Source organism: Flavobacterium soyangense, assembly GCF_015277675.1.
GTDB lineage: Bacteria > Bacteroidota > Bacteroidia > Flavobacteriales > Flavobacteriaceae > Flavobacterium > Flavobacterium soyangense.
Window position 1 is genome coordinate 97048 of sequence record NZ_JADHEC010000008.1, and the last position, 16613, is coordinate 113660.

Genomic DNA, 16613 nt, shown 5'->3' on the forward strand with positions numbered 1-16613 from the left:
ACTATATAAATAAACATAAAAAAATGGAACAAAGACACCCATTGCCTCCTTTCACACTTGAAACGGCAAAACAAAAAATTCAAATGGCAGAGGACGCTTGGAATAGTACAGACGCTGAGCGAGTATCAAAGGCCTATACAATTGACAGCGAATGGAGAAACAGAGCAGAATTCGTTAACGGTAGAGAAGAAATTGTAGCTTTCTTGACGAAAAAGTGGCAAAATGAAAGTAACTACAAACTAGTAAAAGAGTATTGGGCACATGCTGAAAATAGAATTGCCGTGCGTTTTGAATATGAATTCCAAAATACCGATGGTAAGTGGTTTAGGGCTTATGGAAATGAAAACTGGGAGTTTGATGAAAATGGCTTGATGAGAAAGCGATATGCCAGCATCAATGATTTAGAAATTGATGAAACAGAACGAAAATTTAAGTAATCAAAAGAAAAACCCGATACGAATAGTTCGTTTAACAATTAAATTTTTAACTACGGGAATAATAACTTTTATGATTACCTCGGTTAATTATGGCTGGCATCAAAGCTTTTTGGGAACCTGGCTGCAGTCATGGTCAATAGCGTTTTTAATGATGTTGTTACTATCACGATGGCTAGTTCCCTCCGTATTTTCACTTGCAAAACGTATATATAGATTTTAAATTTATAACACAATAAGACTAAAATACGTTCGGATTGTTTTTCTTAGATCAATTCCTTTTAGGTCGCAAAGGAAATAAATCAATACATTGGAACGTACAGAAATGTGATTCCGCTATTTTGTAAAGCATCTACGGCAGTTATTTTGGCACTGGATTAGGGATGGTAATTTTAAGATTGTTTACCCTTAAAAGGATGAATAAGTTAAAGGTTTAAAATTACTAATGGTTTTAGTCAATATCGGCATTGCCGCAATTGCTTTTATTATATCGGGGATTATAGTTTGGAATTTTGCCTTTGTAATGTTTTTTGGCGTCATAATTAGGAGGTTATTATTGGGCTTCTTTGACTGGAGTGGTGTCTCAATCCTTGGTTAAATGGCCATAATAATTAGAGGTATTATAAATCTAAATTTTTTAAATAAATAATTTAAAAGAAACAAAAATGAAAAAAATTGCAGTTAATGGTTTTGGTAGAATCGGCAGATCTTCTTTAAAAGTTATTTTAGAAACTCCCGATTTAGAAGTTGTGGGAATCAACGATTTAATGAGTATAGAAAATGCCGTTTATTTACTTAAATATGACAGTATTTATGGCAAATTTGATAAAAAAGTCTCTTTCGATGGTGAATACATTGTAATTGATGAAAAACGAATTCGTTTTACGTCAATAAAAGACCCTTTAGACTTGCCTTGGAAAGAATTGGCTGTCGATGTAGTTATTGAAAGTACCGGTTTTTTTACCAATAAAATTGATGCTGAAAAACACTTGACTGCAGGTTCTAAATTTGTTGTTATATCCGGCCCGACTAAAGACACACCTACGGTTGTTCATGGTGTAAATACAGAAGACGGTAAAGTAAGCGTTTTCTCTTGTGCAAGTTGTACCACTAACAATATCAGTCCAATTATTGAAATTCTAGGACGAAGAATTGGGATTAAAAAAGCAATTTTAAATACTACTCACGCATACACCGCTTCGCAAACATTAGTGGATGCACCTTCAAAAAAAGAACCTAGAATGGGGAGAACAGCTGGTAATAATTTAGCTCCTGCCGCTACTGGCGCCGCTATTGCCACCACTAAAGCTTTGCCACAATATTTAGGTAAATTTGATGGAGTTGCAGTTAGAGTTCCTGTAGCAGTTGGTTCCATTTCTGATATTACTTTTGTTACTGAAAGACCAACAAGCGTTGAAGAAATTAATGCTATTTTAATTGAGGAAGCTCAAACTCCTAGATACAACAAAGTAGTTGCGGTAACGGATGAACCATTGGTGTCAACCGATATTATTAAAAGCCCTTTTGCCTCTACAGTTGACCTTGAAATGACTAGAGTTGTTGATGGCGATTTGGTTAAAGTAATGGCTTGGTATGACAATGAATGGGGATTTACTAATCAAATGATAAGACAGATACAAGAGTTGTAAAAAAAAAAAGATTTAGATACTACAATGAGCACATTTAAAGACAATTTTTCAAAACAGGCAGAAGTTTATGTAAAATATAGACCTACTTACCCAACAGAGTTGTTTGAATTTTTGAAGAGTATAACGGCTGAACATAAATTGGCATGGGACTGCGGAACAGGCAATGGACAATCTGCAGTTCAATTGGCGCAATTTTTCGATAAAATTTATGCTACTGACCCAAGCCAAGAACAGATTAAAAATGCTATTCCTGATGTTAGAATAGAATACAAAGTTGAAAATGCGGAAACCCCCAGTTCATTAAATGACAAGTCGGTTGATTTAATTACAGTTGCACAAGCAGTTCACTGGTTTGACTTTAGTGCATTTAATAATCAAGTAAAAAGAGTTTTAAAACCTAATGGAGTGATTGCAGTTTGGGCATATGGAGTTCCTTCTATAAACGAAAAATTAGACATTATTGTTAAAGATTTTCACGACAATGTCATTGGTGAATTTTGGCTTCCAGAAAATAAATTGATAGACATAGAATATTCAACAATACCATTTCCGTTTAAAGAAATTGAAACTCCGGAATTCTTTATTACGAAGCGGGTAACTCTTTCGGAAGCTTTGGGTCATTTTAGAAGTTGGTCAGCAACTCAAAAGTATATTGACAAGTATGACGAGAATCCTATAAACAGTTTGTCACAAAAACTTCAAGAGTATTGGGTAGAAGTTGAAACACAAAAAGAAATGGTATGGAAGCTAATTTTGAAGGTTGGAAAAATTGTATAATACTGAAAACCATTTTTAGATTAATTTGCTTGACCGGTAAACTTTATGCTTAGTGGCACTTTTAAACTTTTGCTATAATCTGAAATTCTCTACTTCTATAGTCAGTTGAACATTAAGGTCAAGAATGTTGTTAATCCACATTTTTTGTTGTTAAGCAACTGAAAAACAACAACTTTTTTGTAAACTTAGTGTTAAAAATATAATCAATCTACAAAATCGAAAAAAAATAGGAATTTTAAGACACTAAAAGCTAAATTAGTTTAAAATGAAAAAAGAGAGTTATTTAAAACAAATACGTTATGAGTCTTGGGCTAATAATATGGTTATTGATGCTTTTTCAAAAGCCACCTTTCCTTTGGAACGAACACATCAGATTATTTCCCATAATCTTAATGCATTTTCGATATGGCTAAAACGTATTAAAGACGAAGAAGTTACCCTTAAATTATGGGATTTGCATACTGTTGATGAATTGAGTCTACTAAATTTAAATCTTTATTCAGATTGGAGTGCTTATATATGTACTCTTGATGATACTGATTTTGAAAGAAAGATACATTTCACTTTTATGGGAAAGAAGGCATCAATTAGCATTGAGGATTTGATCATTCACCTTGTAAATCACTCTTCCTATCATAGAGGGCAAGTAATACTGCAATTAAAAGGTAAATTGCCAGCATTGCCACTTTCGACTTATATAGCTTTTGCAACAAATATTGAAACCGATTAAAAAATTGGAATTATGAATTATGCTAAATTTGCGTTTACAGATTCGATAAAATTTTTTAAGAAAAGCTTGGAAGTAGAGCAGGTTATGAACGAATGGAACAGACGTCAGGAGTAGACTGATTGACCGGTAGTGAAATAGAATTCATTGAAGTGAAAGTCAGTTTTTATTTAGCCACCTACGGATAAAATGAGTTTCCTTATATAGAGCTAGGAATCAATTAGACCTTTGGTTTTGGAAAAGATATTGCGACTACATTATTTAAAAATTATAAATAATATTTTTATGAACGTTGATGTTTTGGCTTTTGGTGCCCACCCGGATGATGTTGAATGTGCGGCTGCAGGCGTAATTTTGAATATAACTTTGCAAGGCGGAAAAGTTGTTTTTGTTGATTTAACCCAGGGTGAGTTAGGTAGTTTTGGATCAGTGGAATCTAGGATGAAAGAAGCCGATAATGCTTCAGAAATATTAAAGCTTTTTGGTCGAGAACAATTATATCTTGAAGATGGAAACATCAAAAACAATCACGGTAATAGATTAAAGGTAATTGAACTTATCAGAAAATATAAGCCCAGAATAATTTTGGCCAATGCCATTAATGACCGCCACCCAGATCATAAAAAAGCTTCAGAACTTGTGTCTGAGGCTGCTTTTTTATCAGGCTTAAAGAAAATTGTGACTTTTGATGAGGATATTCAACAAGAAAAATGGCGTCCAGAAGCGGTGTATCATTATATTCAAGACTATTTTATCCAACCAGATGTTGTAGTAGATATTACTGATGTTTTTGAAAAAAAGATGAGTGCTATTAAGGCCTATGAATCACAGTTTGTTTCTGCAAATGATTCTTCTGCAAGTGGGATATTAGCACTGTTAAGTCAAATAGAGAGTACGAATAAAATTTTTGGAAGAGCGATTAATGTTCATTATGCTGAGGGATTTACCGTTGAACGTTATGTTGGGGCTAAAAATTTGTTGGACTTATTATAACAGTTTACAGAAGCTCTTAAAAGGCTGAAGAAGTTGAATTAATGTTTAATTTTTTTTTAAATAATTTAAAAATAACAAAGAGTATGCTGAACTAGTTGTGGTCGGAAGAAATTCCGGCCACTTATGTTTTAAATACATTTAAGGGATCTCCACCCGAAAACACAATCATAATGCCTGTAATAAGCTCTCTTAGTTCCAAAACAAATCTTCTTTTGGCGGTTTTATAACCAAGATTATTGGCTTTTTTATAGATCAGTCCAAGCATCCCATTAACTTTTGTGTACCCAGTTGAAGAAGTTTTACACTCGAATAAAGTGAACTAACAAAGCATCCCTCAAATTTTGTTGTTATTGTAACATGTTTTGCAACTTTATAAAATATTTTGCAACTTTAGTAATATAATATTACATTTGGATCAAGGTTGGCAATATCAAATGAAAAGATATCAAAATCAGCTCAAAGAAAAAGGTATCATACAAAGTATGTCTAGAAAAGGTAACTGTCTTGATAATGCAATTATTGAAAATTTCTTCGGTATATTAAAATCAGAATTGTTTTATCTGAAAAAATACACATCAATAGACCAATTAAAAAATGAAATAGATGAATATATAAAATATTATAACAATGACAGAAATAAGTCTAATTTAAACAAAATGAGCCCGATACAATATCGAGCTCATTATTATCAAAATTAATTATAAATTTGTCCAAACTTTTGGGTGCAGTCTATTAAGACACCTTATTATCGATTAATAAACAATACTTCCTTCTATGTCATAAATTTTATTAATCCTCTATATTCAGAGGGAGAAACTCCTTCTTTATTTTTAAAAAATCGACTAAAAGTTTGAATTTCATCAAACCCTAAATCATAAGCAATTTCTTTGACAGATCTTTCTGAATATTGTATTTGCCTTTTAGCATGAAGAATTAACCTTTCATGAATAACTTGAAGAGGTGTTTTGTTTGAAATTATTGAAAATAGATTTGAAAGAGTTTTAGGCGATTTATTAAGTTTTGAAGCATAAAATGCAACATCATGATGTTCGATAAAATGAGACTCTACTAAATAATAGAATTCCCTAACTACATCCGACTGATATTTTTCGATTTTTTCAAAATTTGTAAATTTTTTAAAACATCTGGTACATTCAACTAGAATCCTTATTAACATCGTTTGCAACATATCAATTTGTAGATTATCATTAGTAGCCATATCCAAGCGAAGCATTTTCCAAAGCATATCGAATTTCTCGAAATTCTCATCAACGACAATAAATTTAGGAATCGTAGAAGATCCAAAAAACAAAATTCCCTTACAACTTACAGCATCATCATAACCCACAACACAAAAAAACGACCTGTTGAATCTGATTAATCTAGCACTAACAATAGATAAAGAATCAATTTTATGTACCTGCGTTAAAAAAATAAATTCATTTTTTACCAGATGATGCAACACACCGTCAACTTTAATTGTCATTTCATCTCCTGTATTCCATAAGACTGTTAAACAACCTTCAATATTATTAAAAAGTAAATCTTGATTTTCTTCGGTGAGTTCAATTACCCTTAAAAACTCGCCTGTTTCCTTAGAGTATATCATAAAAATTAATTTTAATTAATTTTTAAATATAATAATTATTCCTAAAACACCTAATTTTTATAGTTCTTACTGAGGGGCTTAACTAATTTAAAATAATTATATTTGCAATACTAAAAAATTAATAATCAATCATTTAACCCAAAATTAATTGATTTTTTGCAAACAAAAAAAAATAACTATTTAAAAAAAAAAATAAAAAAATTAAAAAAATTCTTAAGATTTAAGATTGCATTACTGATGAAAAATCACTCCACTTCCACAACAATCTCAACCAATTGTTTAGAAATTCGATCATATAAAGGGTCATAAGCAAAATTATCAAATTTTTTTCTTTTATAATCAGGCTTTTTATAGGCAATTACATTGCCTTCTTTTATTTCAAAATAATTACCACCTACATAATCAATTCTGTGAGGGGCATCCATATACGATAAAACATCAGTTTAATAATGACTCATTTTTAAAAAATTTTGGTAATCATAAAATAAAGCCAAATTAATATCACCAATATTATAAAGCCATAAATGCCTTAAATCAAGCCCAAAATTGTCCGTAGTACTACTATTTGATTTAAAACCTTCATAATAACATTGCAAATTCGAACCATCAACACATAACGAATTATCAAGTACTTTAACTTTATTTTGAATTACCTTGTTTTTCCAGAATGAGTATAAAAGATTCCTACAGGCTTCTGAAACATCTTTATGAGAACAATCACTTTGTATTATTAACGATTTAATTTTTTCTGGATATAGATTTTCCATATATAATCCTAAAGGAATGCCCGAATCCATTAAATACAAACTGTAATTTCTTATATTAAGATCACTTAAAAGATTACTAAAAATTTTGGCGTAGTTTTCTAAAGTATATTCAAAATCAGTAAAGGATGGCTTTTCACTATCTCCAAAGCCCGGATAGTCAGGTGCAATTATATGATATTCATTTGACAATCTATTTATCAAATCATTATAAAAATAGGACGAAGTTGAAAAACCGTGCAACAAAACTAAAGATGGCTTCGTTTTTTGTCCAGCTTCTTTATAGAAAATATCTACACCTTCAACATTTTTAATTTGATAATCAATAGGATTTTTAAACTTAAAAAAAGTTGACTTAAGTTTCCCATCCTTAAATTTACCTTGAATTGAATTAAAAAATCCCCTAACTTTAGGCGTCCCCTCATATCCCCTTAAAACTTTTAAATGTGCCATAATTAATAATTTTTATTGTCCAACTGTTTTTATAAAAAATTGTCTCTAACGACTTTACAAAGATGAATTAGGAAAAAGAAATTATAATAGACACATTTTCCCGAATATTTATCATTTATTCCGCAACCACTTTCGCATAATTAATTCTACACCTATGTTTGCTAATCATTTAGAAAAAAACAACATTAGAAATTACTCAAGATAAAATCATTTTAGAAGCTAAAACACTGTTAATTTTACCTGATGACACCATAAAAGAGATGACCTTTAATTTAGAATTTAAAAAGATACCATCTTTTTCACATTTTTTTTTAAAACAAACAAGGTGTTTACCAAAACAGTTTTAGAAAAGACAACAAAATTTAAATAAAAATTCAATGGCAACAACAAATTAATACAATACGTTAATCAATCTATGTTTTAAAAAAAGTAAATAAATACCATACTTAAATAAAACATTCAAAAGACCTGACTAAATTCACAGTTAGAAAAAATTGATATTGTGGTATATTCTCCAACTACATCCAGAATAAATAACATGAAAATATTTGTTTTTTATATCTTAAACTCTAATTAAATTTCCATAAAAAACAATCTAGAAATAAAATTTAAATAAGTAAGATTAGCCAACCGATGCTTTGTTACTAATTTTAAAAAATATTTCTTTTTGGGAAAAATTGATAACTATTTAGGTAAAAATGAGGGGGAATTTATAACCTAATTACATACAAATTTGCATAACAATAATTGGTTTATATTTAATCGTAATGTAACCAGCATAAAAATAAAAAAAGACAAAAAACTGTTTACCAGACTATTAAATATTTTTGATAATTTAAGTTGGTCAGCAGAAATATATATTTTTTAGTTATTTAATTTATTAAACTCTAACACAACATCTTATGGATCACATAGTTATCATTGGAAATGGAATTTCAGGAGTAACTCTCGCGAGAAATATTCGCAAATTATCTTGGAAAAAAATCACCGTCATTTCTTCTGAAAGTGAGTACTTCTTTTCTCGGACGGCTTTAATGTATGTATTTATGGGCCATATGAAGTTCGAACATACTCAACCTTACGAGAATGAATTTTGGAAGAAAAACAACATTGATTTAATTCAAAAAACTGTTAATGAAGTAGATACTACTAATAAAGAAGTAGTCTTCTCTGATAAAACACGATTGCCTTTCGATAAGTTAGTAATAGCCTCCGGCTCAAAATCGAACAAATTTGGTTGGAAAGGCCAAGATTTAAATGGTGTGGTAAGCTTATATCACAAACAAGATATTGAACAACTTGAAACACTTGCTCCAAATTGTAAACGAGCCGTAGTAGTGGGCGGCGGATTGATAGGCATCGAATTAGTGGAAATGCTTCTCTCTAGAAATATTCCTGTAACTTTTTTGGTAAGGGAAAAAAGTTTTTGGAATGGTGTTTTGCCTCCGGGTGAAAGTGAATTAATAAACCGTCATATCCTGGAACATCATGTCGATTTACGTTTGGACACCAATTTAGATGAAATAATATCAGATGAAAATGGATTTGCTAGAGCCATAATAACAGACAAGGGCAAAATTATAGAATGTTCCATCGTTGGATTAACCGTTGGAGTTTCTCCAAATATAGATTTTCTAAAAACTTCATCAATTGAATTGGGTCGAGGGGTAAAAGTAAATCGCTTTTTAGAAACGAATATTAAAGACATTTATGCTATTGGGGATTGTGCAGAACAACACGAAGGCATAGGTCTACGCAGACCAATAGAGGCCGTATGGTACACCGGCAGGATGATGGGCGAGGCCCTGGCACAAACCATCTGTGGTAAATCAATGCAATATAATCCCGGACATTGGTTCAATTCGGCCAAATTTTTTGACATCGAATACCAAACCTACGGATGGGTTTTTGCCAATCCATTAGAAAATGAGGATCAGTTTTATTGGGAACATTCCTCAGGAAAAAAAGCAGTCCGAATCGCATTTGACACTAACACAAGATTATTTCATGGCATTAATACTTTCGGAATAAGAATGCGCCACGAATTTTTTGATAAAGTACTCTCTGAAAATCAAACGGTCGATTATGTGATGCAACATTTGAAGGAAGCAAATTTCGACCCTGAATTCTTTTCAACATTTGAAAAAGAAATCAATAAATCATTTCAAAATCAATTTACCAACATTATAAAAGTATAAATATGCAAAATTCAGACAAAAATCTTTCCATCGCTTCACACAATCCAAACGAAATAAGTAATTATCAAAAATTGGGTTTCGGAATTGGATTTCTTGGACTTTTCATTTTGGCATTGGCTTTTTTTAATGTCACATTCCCAAATAAGACGCTTTGGCTGGTGGTCTCAATTACGGCAATATTTACCGGAATTATTATCTATGCCAACAAAACCTATTTATCAAAGCCTGAAGGGATACAAAACAATGGAGTTTGGTTTAAAAGTTTATCCTCAAAAGGAATGTTGGGGTGGATTACCGGCATTTTGTTAACTTCTTTTTATGTGACTATTTATTGGTTTCCAAAGTATTTAGGCCTTGGCGAAAATGGACAGGCCAATACAGGAATTGTGGCATTTTTTGACCCTTTAAGTTTACTGTTAAATGGCAAAGCTGCAACACAGTGGTTTGTTTATGGTTCATTATATACAATCGCAATATTAGGATTGGGCTATAAATTTATTTTAAAATACCGCCATAACAAATATCAACTGGTCAGAACCACGTCTGTGATGTTTTTTCAATTGGGATTTGCCTTTCTAATTCCAGAAATTCTAGAAAAACTAAATCCTGAGAAAGCCTATTTTGCTAAAGATTTAAAAAATATGTGGCCCTTAAATTATTATTTTTTTAGCGACTGGCATTTAACAAACTTGCTTAATGGTGGCAACCTAGGACTATTTATGCTCATGTTTGGATTGGCTATGATATTTATTATTTCACCAATACTGACCTATCGTTACGGCAAACGATGGTACTGTTCTTGGGTTTGTGGATGTGGAGGTTTAGCAGAAACCGCTGGCGATAGTTTTAGGCAATTGTCAAGCAAAAAACAGTCAACCTGGAAAATAGAACGCTGGTTAATTCATTCGGTTTTGGTGTTTTCATTTGTTATGACTATTGCGGTAATTTTTACTTTTTTATCAAATAATCCTGGAATGAGCATTATTACAAAAGACCAATTCACTATTGGAATTGTTGTTTTTTTAATCATTTTTACCTCTTTTCTATTTGCGTTCAAACGAAACGATTTAGACACTGATGCAAGATATACGATGGTTTCATTGGTGGCAATTATAGTAATTTCTATATTGATGAATTATTTTTCCGGAAACAACAACATTCTGTTTATTGACAGCAATAAATTAAGGGAATGGTATGGTTTTGCCATTGGCTCGGCTTTTAGCGGTGTAATTGGAGTAGGATTTTATCCGCTTTTGGGAAATAGGGTTTGGTGCCGTTTTGGTTGTCCAATGGCGGCTATTCTGGGATTACAACAACGATTATTTTCAAAATTCAGAATAACAACGAATGGAGGCCAATGCATCTCGTGTGGCAATTGTTCCACCTATTGCGAAATGGGAATCGATGTGAGAAGCTATGCGCAAAAAGGCGAAAACATTGTACGCTCATCCTGCGTGGGCTGCGGTATTTGCTCGGCAGTATGTCCTAGAGGGGTTCTTAAATTGGAAAATGGTTCCGAGGAAGGTAGAATAAATTCTAATGACATATTATTGGGGAATGATGTAAATCTTCTCGATTTAATAAACAGAAAATAAGACTAGACGAACTTGAAATATAGGAATTCCTAAATTTAATAGCAGTTAAAGTCCACATAATAAAATAAGTAAAATCGAGGTAATTATCCTGACATTCAATGAAGAAAGCCATTACTAATATCATTCGTGAGATTCCTAAAATCGGATGTAACTGTTCTTTCAGAAAGCAAAAAAAAGGGTATGGATATGCCTGCCTGAGAAGAATGGAATATATTACATCCCCCAAAAAAAGCCTGATATTATTTTTTTTCCGGATGGGGATTATTCTGATATCCCCTAGGAATTTATAAACTTATGGCAATTTATTGAATAATGTTTCTTTAATACTAATTTTATTACTCATTCAAGCTAAAATGCATAATTAAAATTAACTTTTCTTTCCATAAAAATACCCCAAAATAGTTTCTAACTTTTTGGTGGCAGTCGAAATTAATATCATTTTTTTTTTGCATATCCTTAAAGAAATATTTTACCATTTGTAAATGAATAAAAAAATAATCTCCTAATCCTTTTCAAAAAAATGAAGATTAGTCACAGTATAATAGTAGGGAATTACAGCATGAATATTAAAAAGAGAATCAGAAAAGTGGAAAATAATTTAAAAATATTTACAAAGGGAAAAAAAGTCAAATTAAAGGGAAAAGATGCCTATTCCCTCTAAACTTTTCTATCGCAACTTTGCAGAGTCAATAATGACAAATAAAACATTTAAAAAATAAAAAAAATGAAAAACTTAAAAAATTTAGTTGTAGTTGCTGTATTAGCACTGTTTTCAAATTTTGCGTCAGCACAAAACACGGCTCCGGTTAACCAAGAAGGCATCGCTAATGGTGGTTATGATGTAGTGTCATACTTTACTGTAAATAAAGCGACTAAAGGAAGTCAAAAATTTACGGTTGAGCAAAATGGCGCAAAATACTATTTTGCATCAGCAAAAAATCAGAAAGCTTTTAAAGCTAACCCAAAAAAATACCTTCCGGTTTGTGACGGATATTGTGCTTGGGGTGTTTCGGAAAAACAATCAAAATTTCCTGTTAACCCTGAAACTTTTAAAATAGTCGACGGTAAATTGTATTTGTTTTTTAACGGTGATTTCAACGGAACTCCTTTTAACACATTAAATGAGTGGAATAAGGATGAGAAAAAACAATTAAATAACATTGATGCAGCTTGGAACAAATTGAAAAAATCATAATTAAATATGATTATTAATTTAAAACCAATAAAGAATCTATTTTCTTTATTGGTTTTTTTATTTCTAAAAAATTAAAAAATAACCGGGGTTATACCCCCCCCTTACAGATTTCTTATACAATGATTACAAGAAGTATGAGTAGAAAAGGAAATTGTTGGGATAATGCAGTAGCTGAGAGCTTTTTTAAGACTTTGAAAACAGAACAAATTTAAGGAAATAAACTTATATCAAAAGAATAGACGAAACGAGATATATTTAAATCTATAGAAATTTGGTATAATAGAAAAAGAAGGCATTCCGCTCTAGATTATAAAACAATTGAAGAATTCTGGAAACAGAAAAATAAGTTTAAAAATGTTGCTTAACTAATACTGCGGGTTTTATTTGCATATCCAAACTCTTCTTTAGCTTCATTTTGGCAATAATCAAAAAGTAAAAAAACGAGTTCTTTGGTAATTAAAAAGGATTTGGTTTACTTTGTAAAACTTTAAGAGATTTTCTAGTCATATAGTTTATTGTAATTAGAACCTATAAATACTACTTCAATTTAAAGAAATTAAGTAAAAAAGTAACTGAAAATGGAAAACATTCCAATAAGACATATTCAACAAATCCCAAAAGAACCGAACTTGTCCGGAAGCTTTAGCATCAGGGATATTCATGAGTTGCTGGAGGAAAAAGATATGGTTCAGGAGCTGCACAGACATGATTTTTATTACATACTGGTTTTAAAAAAAGGGAGCGGTTTTCATGAGATAGACTTTAAACAATTTGAAGTTCGAAACAATACTATATTCCTGATGCGTCCGGGACAGGTACATCAACTTACTTTAAAAGTGGGAAGCACAGGATATTTACTTCAATTTAAGACTGATTTTTTTAATTCTCAAAATAAGTTGGCACAAGAACTTTTACGCAAAGTAAGCCACATCAATTTTTGCAATCTTGATGGTGATGGATTTAATAAGCTAGAGACTATTTTGTCCTATATCTTAAAAGAGTATGGCGAAAAACAGGAAGGCTATCAAGAGGTCATTAAATCAAATCTAAGTATCTTCTTTATTGAATTAGTAAGGCATCGACAAAACATGAAAATTGCATCTAAAGAGAATAACCCTTACTCACAGCAACAACTGGAAAAATTTTTAGACCTTTTGGAGGCAAATATTACGAATAACAAACAAGTATCACAATATGCCGATATGTTGAATATATCAACCTATCAATTAAATGCCATTACTAAAACATCTCTTAATAAAACGCCTTCTGAACTGATTAATGAGCATATTGTTTTAGAATCAAAAAGACAACTTCTGGCAACCTCCAATCAGGTAAACCAGATAGCGGATTACCTTGGCTACGATGATATTTCCTATTTTATACGCTTTTTTAAAAAACATACAGAATTTTCTCCCGAGGCATTCCGAAACAACTTTAAATAAGTCCTATTCAACTTCATTTTTGTCCTATCCTTCAACGCAAAACTGCCAATATCTTTGCTGAATAAATAATTTAACTATTCAAAAAAAGTAATCGGTATGAAAACAAAAATGAAATTAATGACGGCCTTAAAGATATGGGTTGCAATTTATCCTTCTATCACATTATGTCTTTATCTATTAAGTAAATCAACATTGGTTTTGCCTTTGTATATAAAAACCTTATTTCTTACCCTTATATTAGTTCCTTGGGTAGTGTTTGTTGGTGTCCCTTTTATAGATTTTATTATGCGTCAATTTTCAACTGCAATTGACAAAAAATAATCTAAAAATGAAGATTGTAAAAACCATTCTAATCGGTATTGGTGCTACTTTTGCAATAGATATCTTTACATTTACAGTAAGTCTTTTTGGAAGCAATCCTCGTGGAATCCTTTTTGTGGGTAGATGGTTGGCATACCTGCCTAAAGGGATTTTTTTTCATAAAACCATTATTGAAACACCTAGTATTGCAAACGAACTAATTATTGGGCGAATCGCCCACTATAGTATTGGAATCATATTTGCCTTTTTGTTGTTGGCAATGTTTGGAAAAAAATGGCTTACTAAACCAACATTGGTACCCGCTTTGTTTATTGCATTCATCACTTTGGTCTTTCCGATTTTCATTTTGCAACCAGCACTTGGTTTTGGAATAGCTTTTTCCAATAGACCTGAACAAGGTCAACTTATGATAAAGTCGTTATTTATTCATTTGGTATATGGATTTGGGTTGTATTTATCGACAAAAGCAATCAATATCATAAGCAATACATCACTTGAAAACATAAAAAATTAGTCGTGTTCGAAGCTTCAAAAATAGTACCGAGACGAAAATTCATTAAGCAAAGTGGACTTGCAGTAGTGGCGCTTTCATTACCATTTCCTTTAACAAAAATTTCAAAAAACAATAGTATGAAAGACAATAAAAAATTTGATGTAATAATAGTAGGTGGAAGTTATTCAGGACTAGCCGCAGGAATGGCATTAGGCAGAGCTTTAAAAGAAGTTTTAATTATTGATAGCGGAAAGCCATGTAATGCACAAACACCTCATTCGCATAATTTCCTTACCCAAGATGGTAAAACTCCGGCAGCAATTGCAACACTTGCAAAACAACAAGTTGAGGATTATGATACTGTTACCTTTTTTAACGGTTTGGCAACCAATGGAAAAAAAACAGATAATGGATTCGAAATTCAGGTAACCTCAGGAGAAACATTCGAAGCAAATAAGTTGATTTTTGCAACAGGGATTAAAGATGAAATGCCCGACATTGAAGGGTTTTCGGATTGTTGGGGTATTTCAATGTTGCATTGTCCTTATTGTCATGGATATGAAGTTCGAGATGAAAAAACAGGTATATTCGGCAATGGTGAGCATGGCAATGAATTAGCAAAGCTGATTTCCAATTGGACAAATGATTTAACGTTGTATACCAACGGAAAATCAACACTGACTAATGTACAATCAGAAAAACTGGAAAAACATCAAATAAATATTGTAGAAAACGAAATTGAAAGACTGGAACATAGTAATGGATATCTGCAAAATATTATTTTCAAAGACGGTTCAAAAGCCGAAGTGAAAGCTATGTACTCTCGTAACTCGTTTGCACAACACTGCTCCATTCCGGAAGCTTTGGGTTGCGAATTAAATGAAGAAGGCTATATCAAGGTGAATCCTTTTCAAGAAACTACTGTTGAAGGCATATTTGCCTGCGGGGATAGTACAACACGTATTCGTACAGTTGCAAATTCCGTAGCAATGGGAACGACGGCCGGAATGACTGCAAGCAAAAAAATGATTTTAGAACAATTTTAACAAAGACAATCGTGAATAAATCTTGGGATAAAGAATATAAAAATATGTGGAATGAGCGATATATGGACAATGACTTTGTTTACGGCAAAGAACCCAATCTATTTTTCAAAGAATGGCTTCAAAAATTTGAGCCTGGTTATCTCTTAATGCCTGCCGATGGCGAAGCACGTAATGGCGTTTTTGCTGCACAATTAGGTTGGGAAGTAACTTCATTTGATCTAAGTGAAGAAGGTAAACTAAAGGCACTAGAATTGGCAAAAGAAAATAAGGTGACTATAGATTATATTGTTGGTGATCTTGAAGAGCTTCAGTTTAATAAGGAATCATTTGATGCAATTGGATTAATCTATGCCCATTTTGCTGCCGAAAAAAAATCAATATTGCATAAAAAATTAAATGACTATTTGAAACCAGGTGGTTTAATTATTTTCGAAGCTTTCAGTAAAGCACACTTAACTTATAACGAGTTTGACCCTAAAGTGGGAGGCCCAAAAGATATTAATATGTTGTTTTCTACTGCTGAAATAGCTGCTGACTTTGAAAATTATGAAATATTACTACTAGAGGAAAAAGAAATTCTTTTAGAAGAAGGCAAATATCATATTGGTAAAGGTTCTGTAATTCGGTTTGTCGGAAGGAAAAAATAAACCAATTACATATCATATTCGTTGAAGGAAGTCCAGAATTTAATAAATTTCCGGGCTTTTTTTATGGCATATGTCGGATTCAATACAATTTCAAAATAACTCCTATTCTCTGTATTATATTCTGGCTCAAATAAGATAAATTATACTATTAAGAACCCGTTGGGTGTAATTAAACTATTTGTGTTTTAATATTGTTTATTGGTCTTTCAAAAATAAATCTATTGATGAATTGAACCAAAGTTAAAGCTGTTATTTTAGCTAAAATTCTTG

At 31.6% G+C, this 16613-nt stretch carries 19 protein-coding genes and 2 pseudogenes; 16 read left to right on the forward strand and 5 right to left on the reverse strand.

The window, feature by feature from the left end; translation table 11 throughout:
- Window positions 1-23 precede the first annotated feature (23 nt).
- The 6 genes from IR213_RS05565 to bshB1 all read left to right on the forward strand — a co-directional run bounded on the left by IR213_RS05565 (window position 24) and on the right by bshB1 (window position 4580).
- Entirely contained in the window at window positions 24-437 is a 414-nt protein-coding gene (locus tag IR213_RS05565) for a nuclear transport factor 2 family protein (RefSeq protein ID WP_194311322.1), read from the forward strand.
- A complete protein-coding gene (locus tag IR213_RS16620; protein WP_194311323.1) occupies window positions 412-657 on the forward strand; it encodes a DUF2798 domain-containing protein in 246 nt (81 codons plus the stop codon). The genes IR213_RS05565 and IR213_RS16620 overlap by 26 nt, the downstream gene beginning before the upstream one ends.
- 442 nt (window positions 658-1099) lie before the next feature.
- Window positions 1100-2083, forward strand: a complete 984-nt coding sequence (locus IR213_RS05575; RefSeq protein ID WP_194311324.1) for a type I glyceraldehyde-3-phosphate dehydrogenase — start codon at window positions 1100-1102, stop codon at window positions 2081-2083.
- A gap of 24 nt (window positions 2084-2107) precedes the next feature.
- Entirely contained in the window at window positions 2108-2860 is a 753-nt protein-coding gene (locus IR213_RS05580; protein ID WP_194311325.1) for a class I SAM-dependent methyltransferase, read from the forward strand.
- Between the two features lie 265 nt (window positions 2861-3125).
- Complete coding sequence (locus IR213_RS05585; protein WP_194311326.1) at window positions 3126-3590, forward strand: DinB family protein; 465 nt, start codon at window positions 3126-3128, stop codon at window positions 3588-3590.
- 282 nt (window positions 3591-3872) lie between these two features.
- The gene (gene bshB1 / locus IR213_RS05590; protein ID WP_194311327.1) at window positions 3873-4580 is read left to right on the forward strand and encodes a bacillithiol biosynthesis deacetylase BshB1; all 708 of its coding nucleotides are present in this window, start codon (window positions 3873-3875) and stop codon (window positions 4578-4580) included.
- Window positions 4581-4701: 121 nt separating this feature from the next.
- On the opposite strand, the gene IR213_RS05595 is transcribed toward bshB1, so the two are convergent.
- Window positions 4702-4845: a hypothetical protein gene (locus tag IR213_RS05595; protein ID WP_194311328.1), complete on the reverse strand. Its 144-nt coding sequence runs from the start codon at window positions 4843-4845 to the stop codon at window positions 4702-4704.
- A 97-nt stretch (window positions 4846-4942) separates the two neighbouring features.
- On the opposite strand from IR213_RS05595, the gene IR213_RS05600 reads away from it, so the two are divergent.
- Window positions 4943-5278 (forward strand): transposase, encoded by a 336-nt coding sequence (locus tag IR213_RS05600; RefSeq protein ID WP_394354903.1) that lies wholly within the window; start codon window positions 4943-4945, stop codon window positions 5276-5278.
- A 74-nt stretch (window positions 5279-5352) separates the two neighbouring features.
- Here the strand turns inward: IR213_RS05600 and IR213_RS05605 are convergent, their stop codons facing one another.
- From IR213_RS05605 to IR213_RS05615, 3 genes are all read right to left on the reverse strand, one after another.
- Entirely contained in the window at window positions 5353-6189 is an 837-nt protein-coding gene (locus tag IR213_RS05605; RefSeq protein ID WP_194311330.1) for a helix-turn-helix domain-containing protein, read from the reverse strand.
- A 245-nt stretch (window positions 6190-6434) separates the two neighbouring features.
- Window positions 6435-6614 (reverse strand): hypothetical protein, encoded by a 180-nt coding sequence (locus tag IR213_RS05610; protein ID WP_194311331.1) that lies wholly within the window; start codon window positions 6612-6614, stop codon window positions 6435-6437.
- Window positions 6615-6632: 18 nt separating this feature from the next.
- Window positions 6633-7406 carry an alpha/beta fold hydrolase gene (locus IR213_RS05615; RefSeq protein ID WP_194311332.1) on the reverse strand — a complete coding sequence of 258 codons (774 nt, stop codon included), beginning with the start codon at window positions 7404-7406 and terminating at the stop codon, window positions 6633-6635.
- Between the two features lie 902 nt (window positions 7407-8308).
- Here IR213_RS05615 and IR213_RS05620 point away from each other — a divergent pair.
- From IR213_RS05620 to IR213_RS05655, 9 genes and pseudogenes are all read left to right on the forward strand, one after another.
- The gene (locus IR213_RS05620) at window positions 8309-9604 is read left to right on the forward strand and encodes an NAD(P)/FAD-dependent oxidoreductase (protein ID WP_194311333.1); all 1296 of its coding nucleotides are present in this window, start codon (window positions 8309-8311) and stop codon (window positions 9602-9604) included.
- Between the two features lie 2 nt (window positions 9605-9606).
- Window positions 9607-11199 (forward strand): 4Fe-4S binding protein, encoded by a 1593-nt coding sequence (locus tag IR213_RS05625; protein WP_194311334.1) that lies wholly within the window; start codon window positions 9607-9609, stop codon window positions 11197-11199.
- A 724-nt stretch (window positions 11200-11923) separates the two neighbouring features.
- A complete protein-coding gene (locus IR213_RS05630; protein WP_194311335.1) occupies window positions 11924-12394 on the forward strand; it encodes a YHS domain-containing (seleno)protein in 471 nt (156 codons plus the stop codon).
- A gap of 128 nt (window positions 12395-12522) precedes the next feature.
- A pseudogene (locus IR213_RS16255) lies at window positions 12523-12759 on the forward strand (integrase core domain-containing protein); the annotation flags it as partial.
- 213 nt (window positions 12760-12972) lie between these two features.
- Entirely contained in the window at window positions 12973-13836 is an 864-nt protein-coding gene (locus IR213_RS05635) for an AraC family transcriptional regulator (RefSeq protein WP_194311336.1), read from the forward strand.
- A 96-nt stretch (window positions 13837-13932) separates the two neighbouring features.
- Entirely contained in the window at window positions 13933-14157 is a 225-nt protein-coding gene (locus IR213_RS05640; RefSeq protein ID WP_194311337.1) for a hypothetical protein, read from the forward strand.
- Window positions 14158-14164: 7 nt separating this feature from the next.
- Window positions 14165-14671: a DUF2938 family protein gene (locus IR213_RS05645; protein ID WP_194311338.1), complete on the forward strand. Its 507-nt coding sequence runs from the start codon at window positions 14165-14167 to the stop codon at window positions 14669-14671.
- A gap of 116 nt (window positions 14672-14787) precedes the next feature.
- Window positions 14788-15696 carry an NAD(P)/FAD-dependent oxidoreductase gene (locus tag IR213_RS05650; RefSeq protein WP_194311339.1) on the forward strand — a complete coding sequence of 303 codons (909 nt, stop codon included), beginning with the start codon at window positions 14788-14790 and terminating at the stop codon, window positions 15694-15696.
- An 11-nt stretch (window positions 15697-15707) separates the two neighbouring features.
- On the forward strand, window positions 15708-16343 hold the full coding sequence (locus tag IR213_RS05655; RefSeq protein ID WP_317173120.1) for a class I SAM-dependent methyltransferase: 636 nt from the start codon (window positions 15708-15710) through the stop codon (window positions 16341-16343).
- Between the two features lie 169 nt (window positions 16344-16512).
- On the opposite strand, the pseudogene IR213_RS05660 reads toward IR213_RS05655, so the two are convergent.
- Window positions 16513-16613: pseudogene (locus IR213_RS05660) on the reverse strand (IS982 family transposase); the annotation flags it as partial.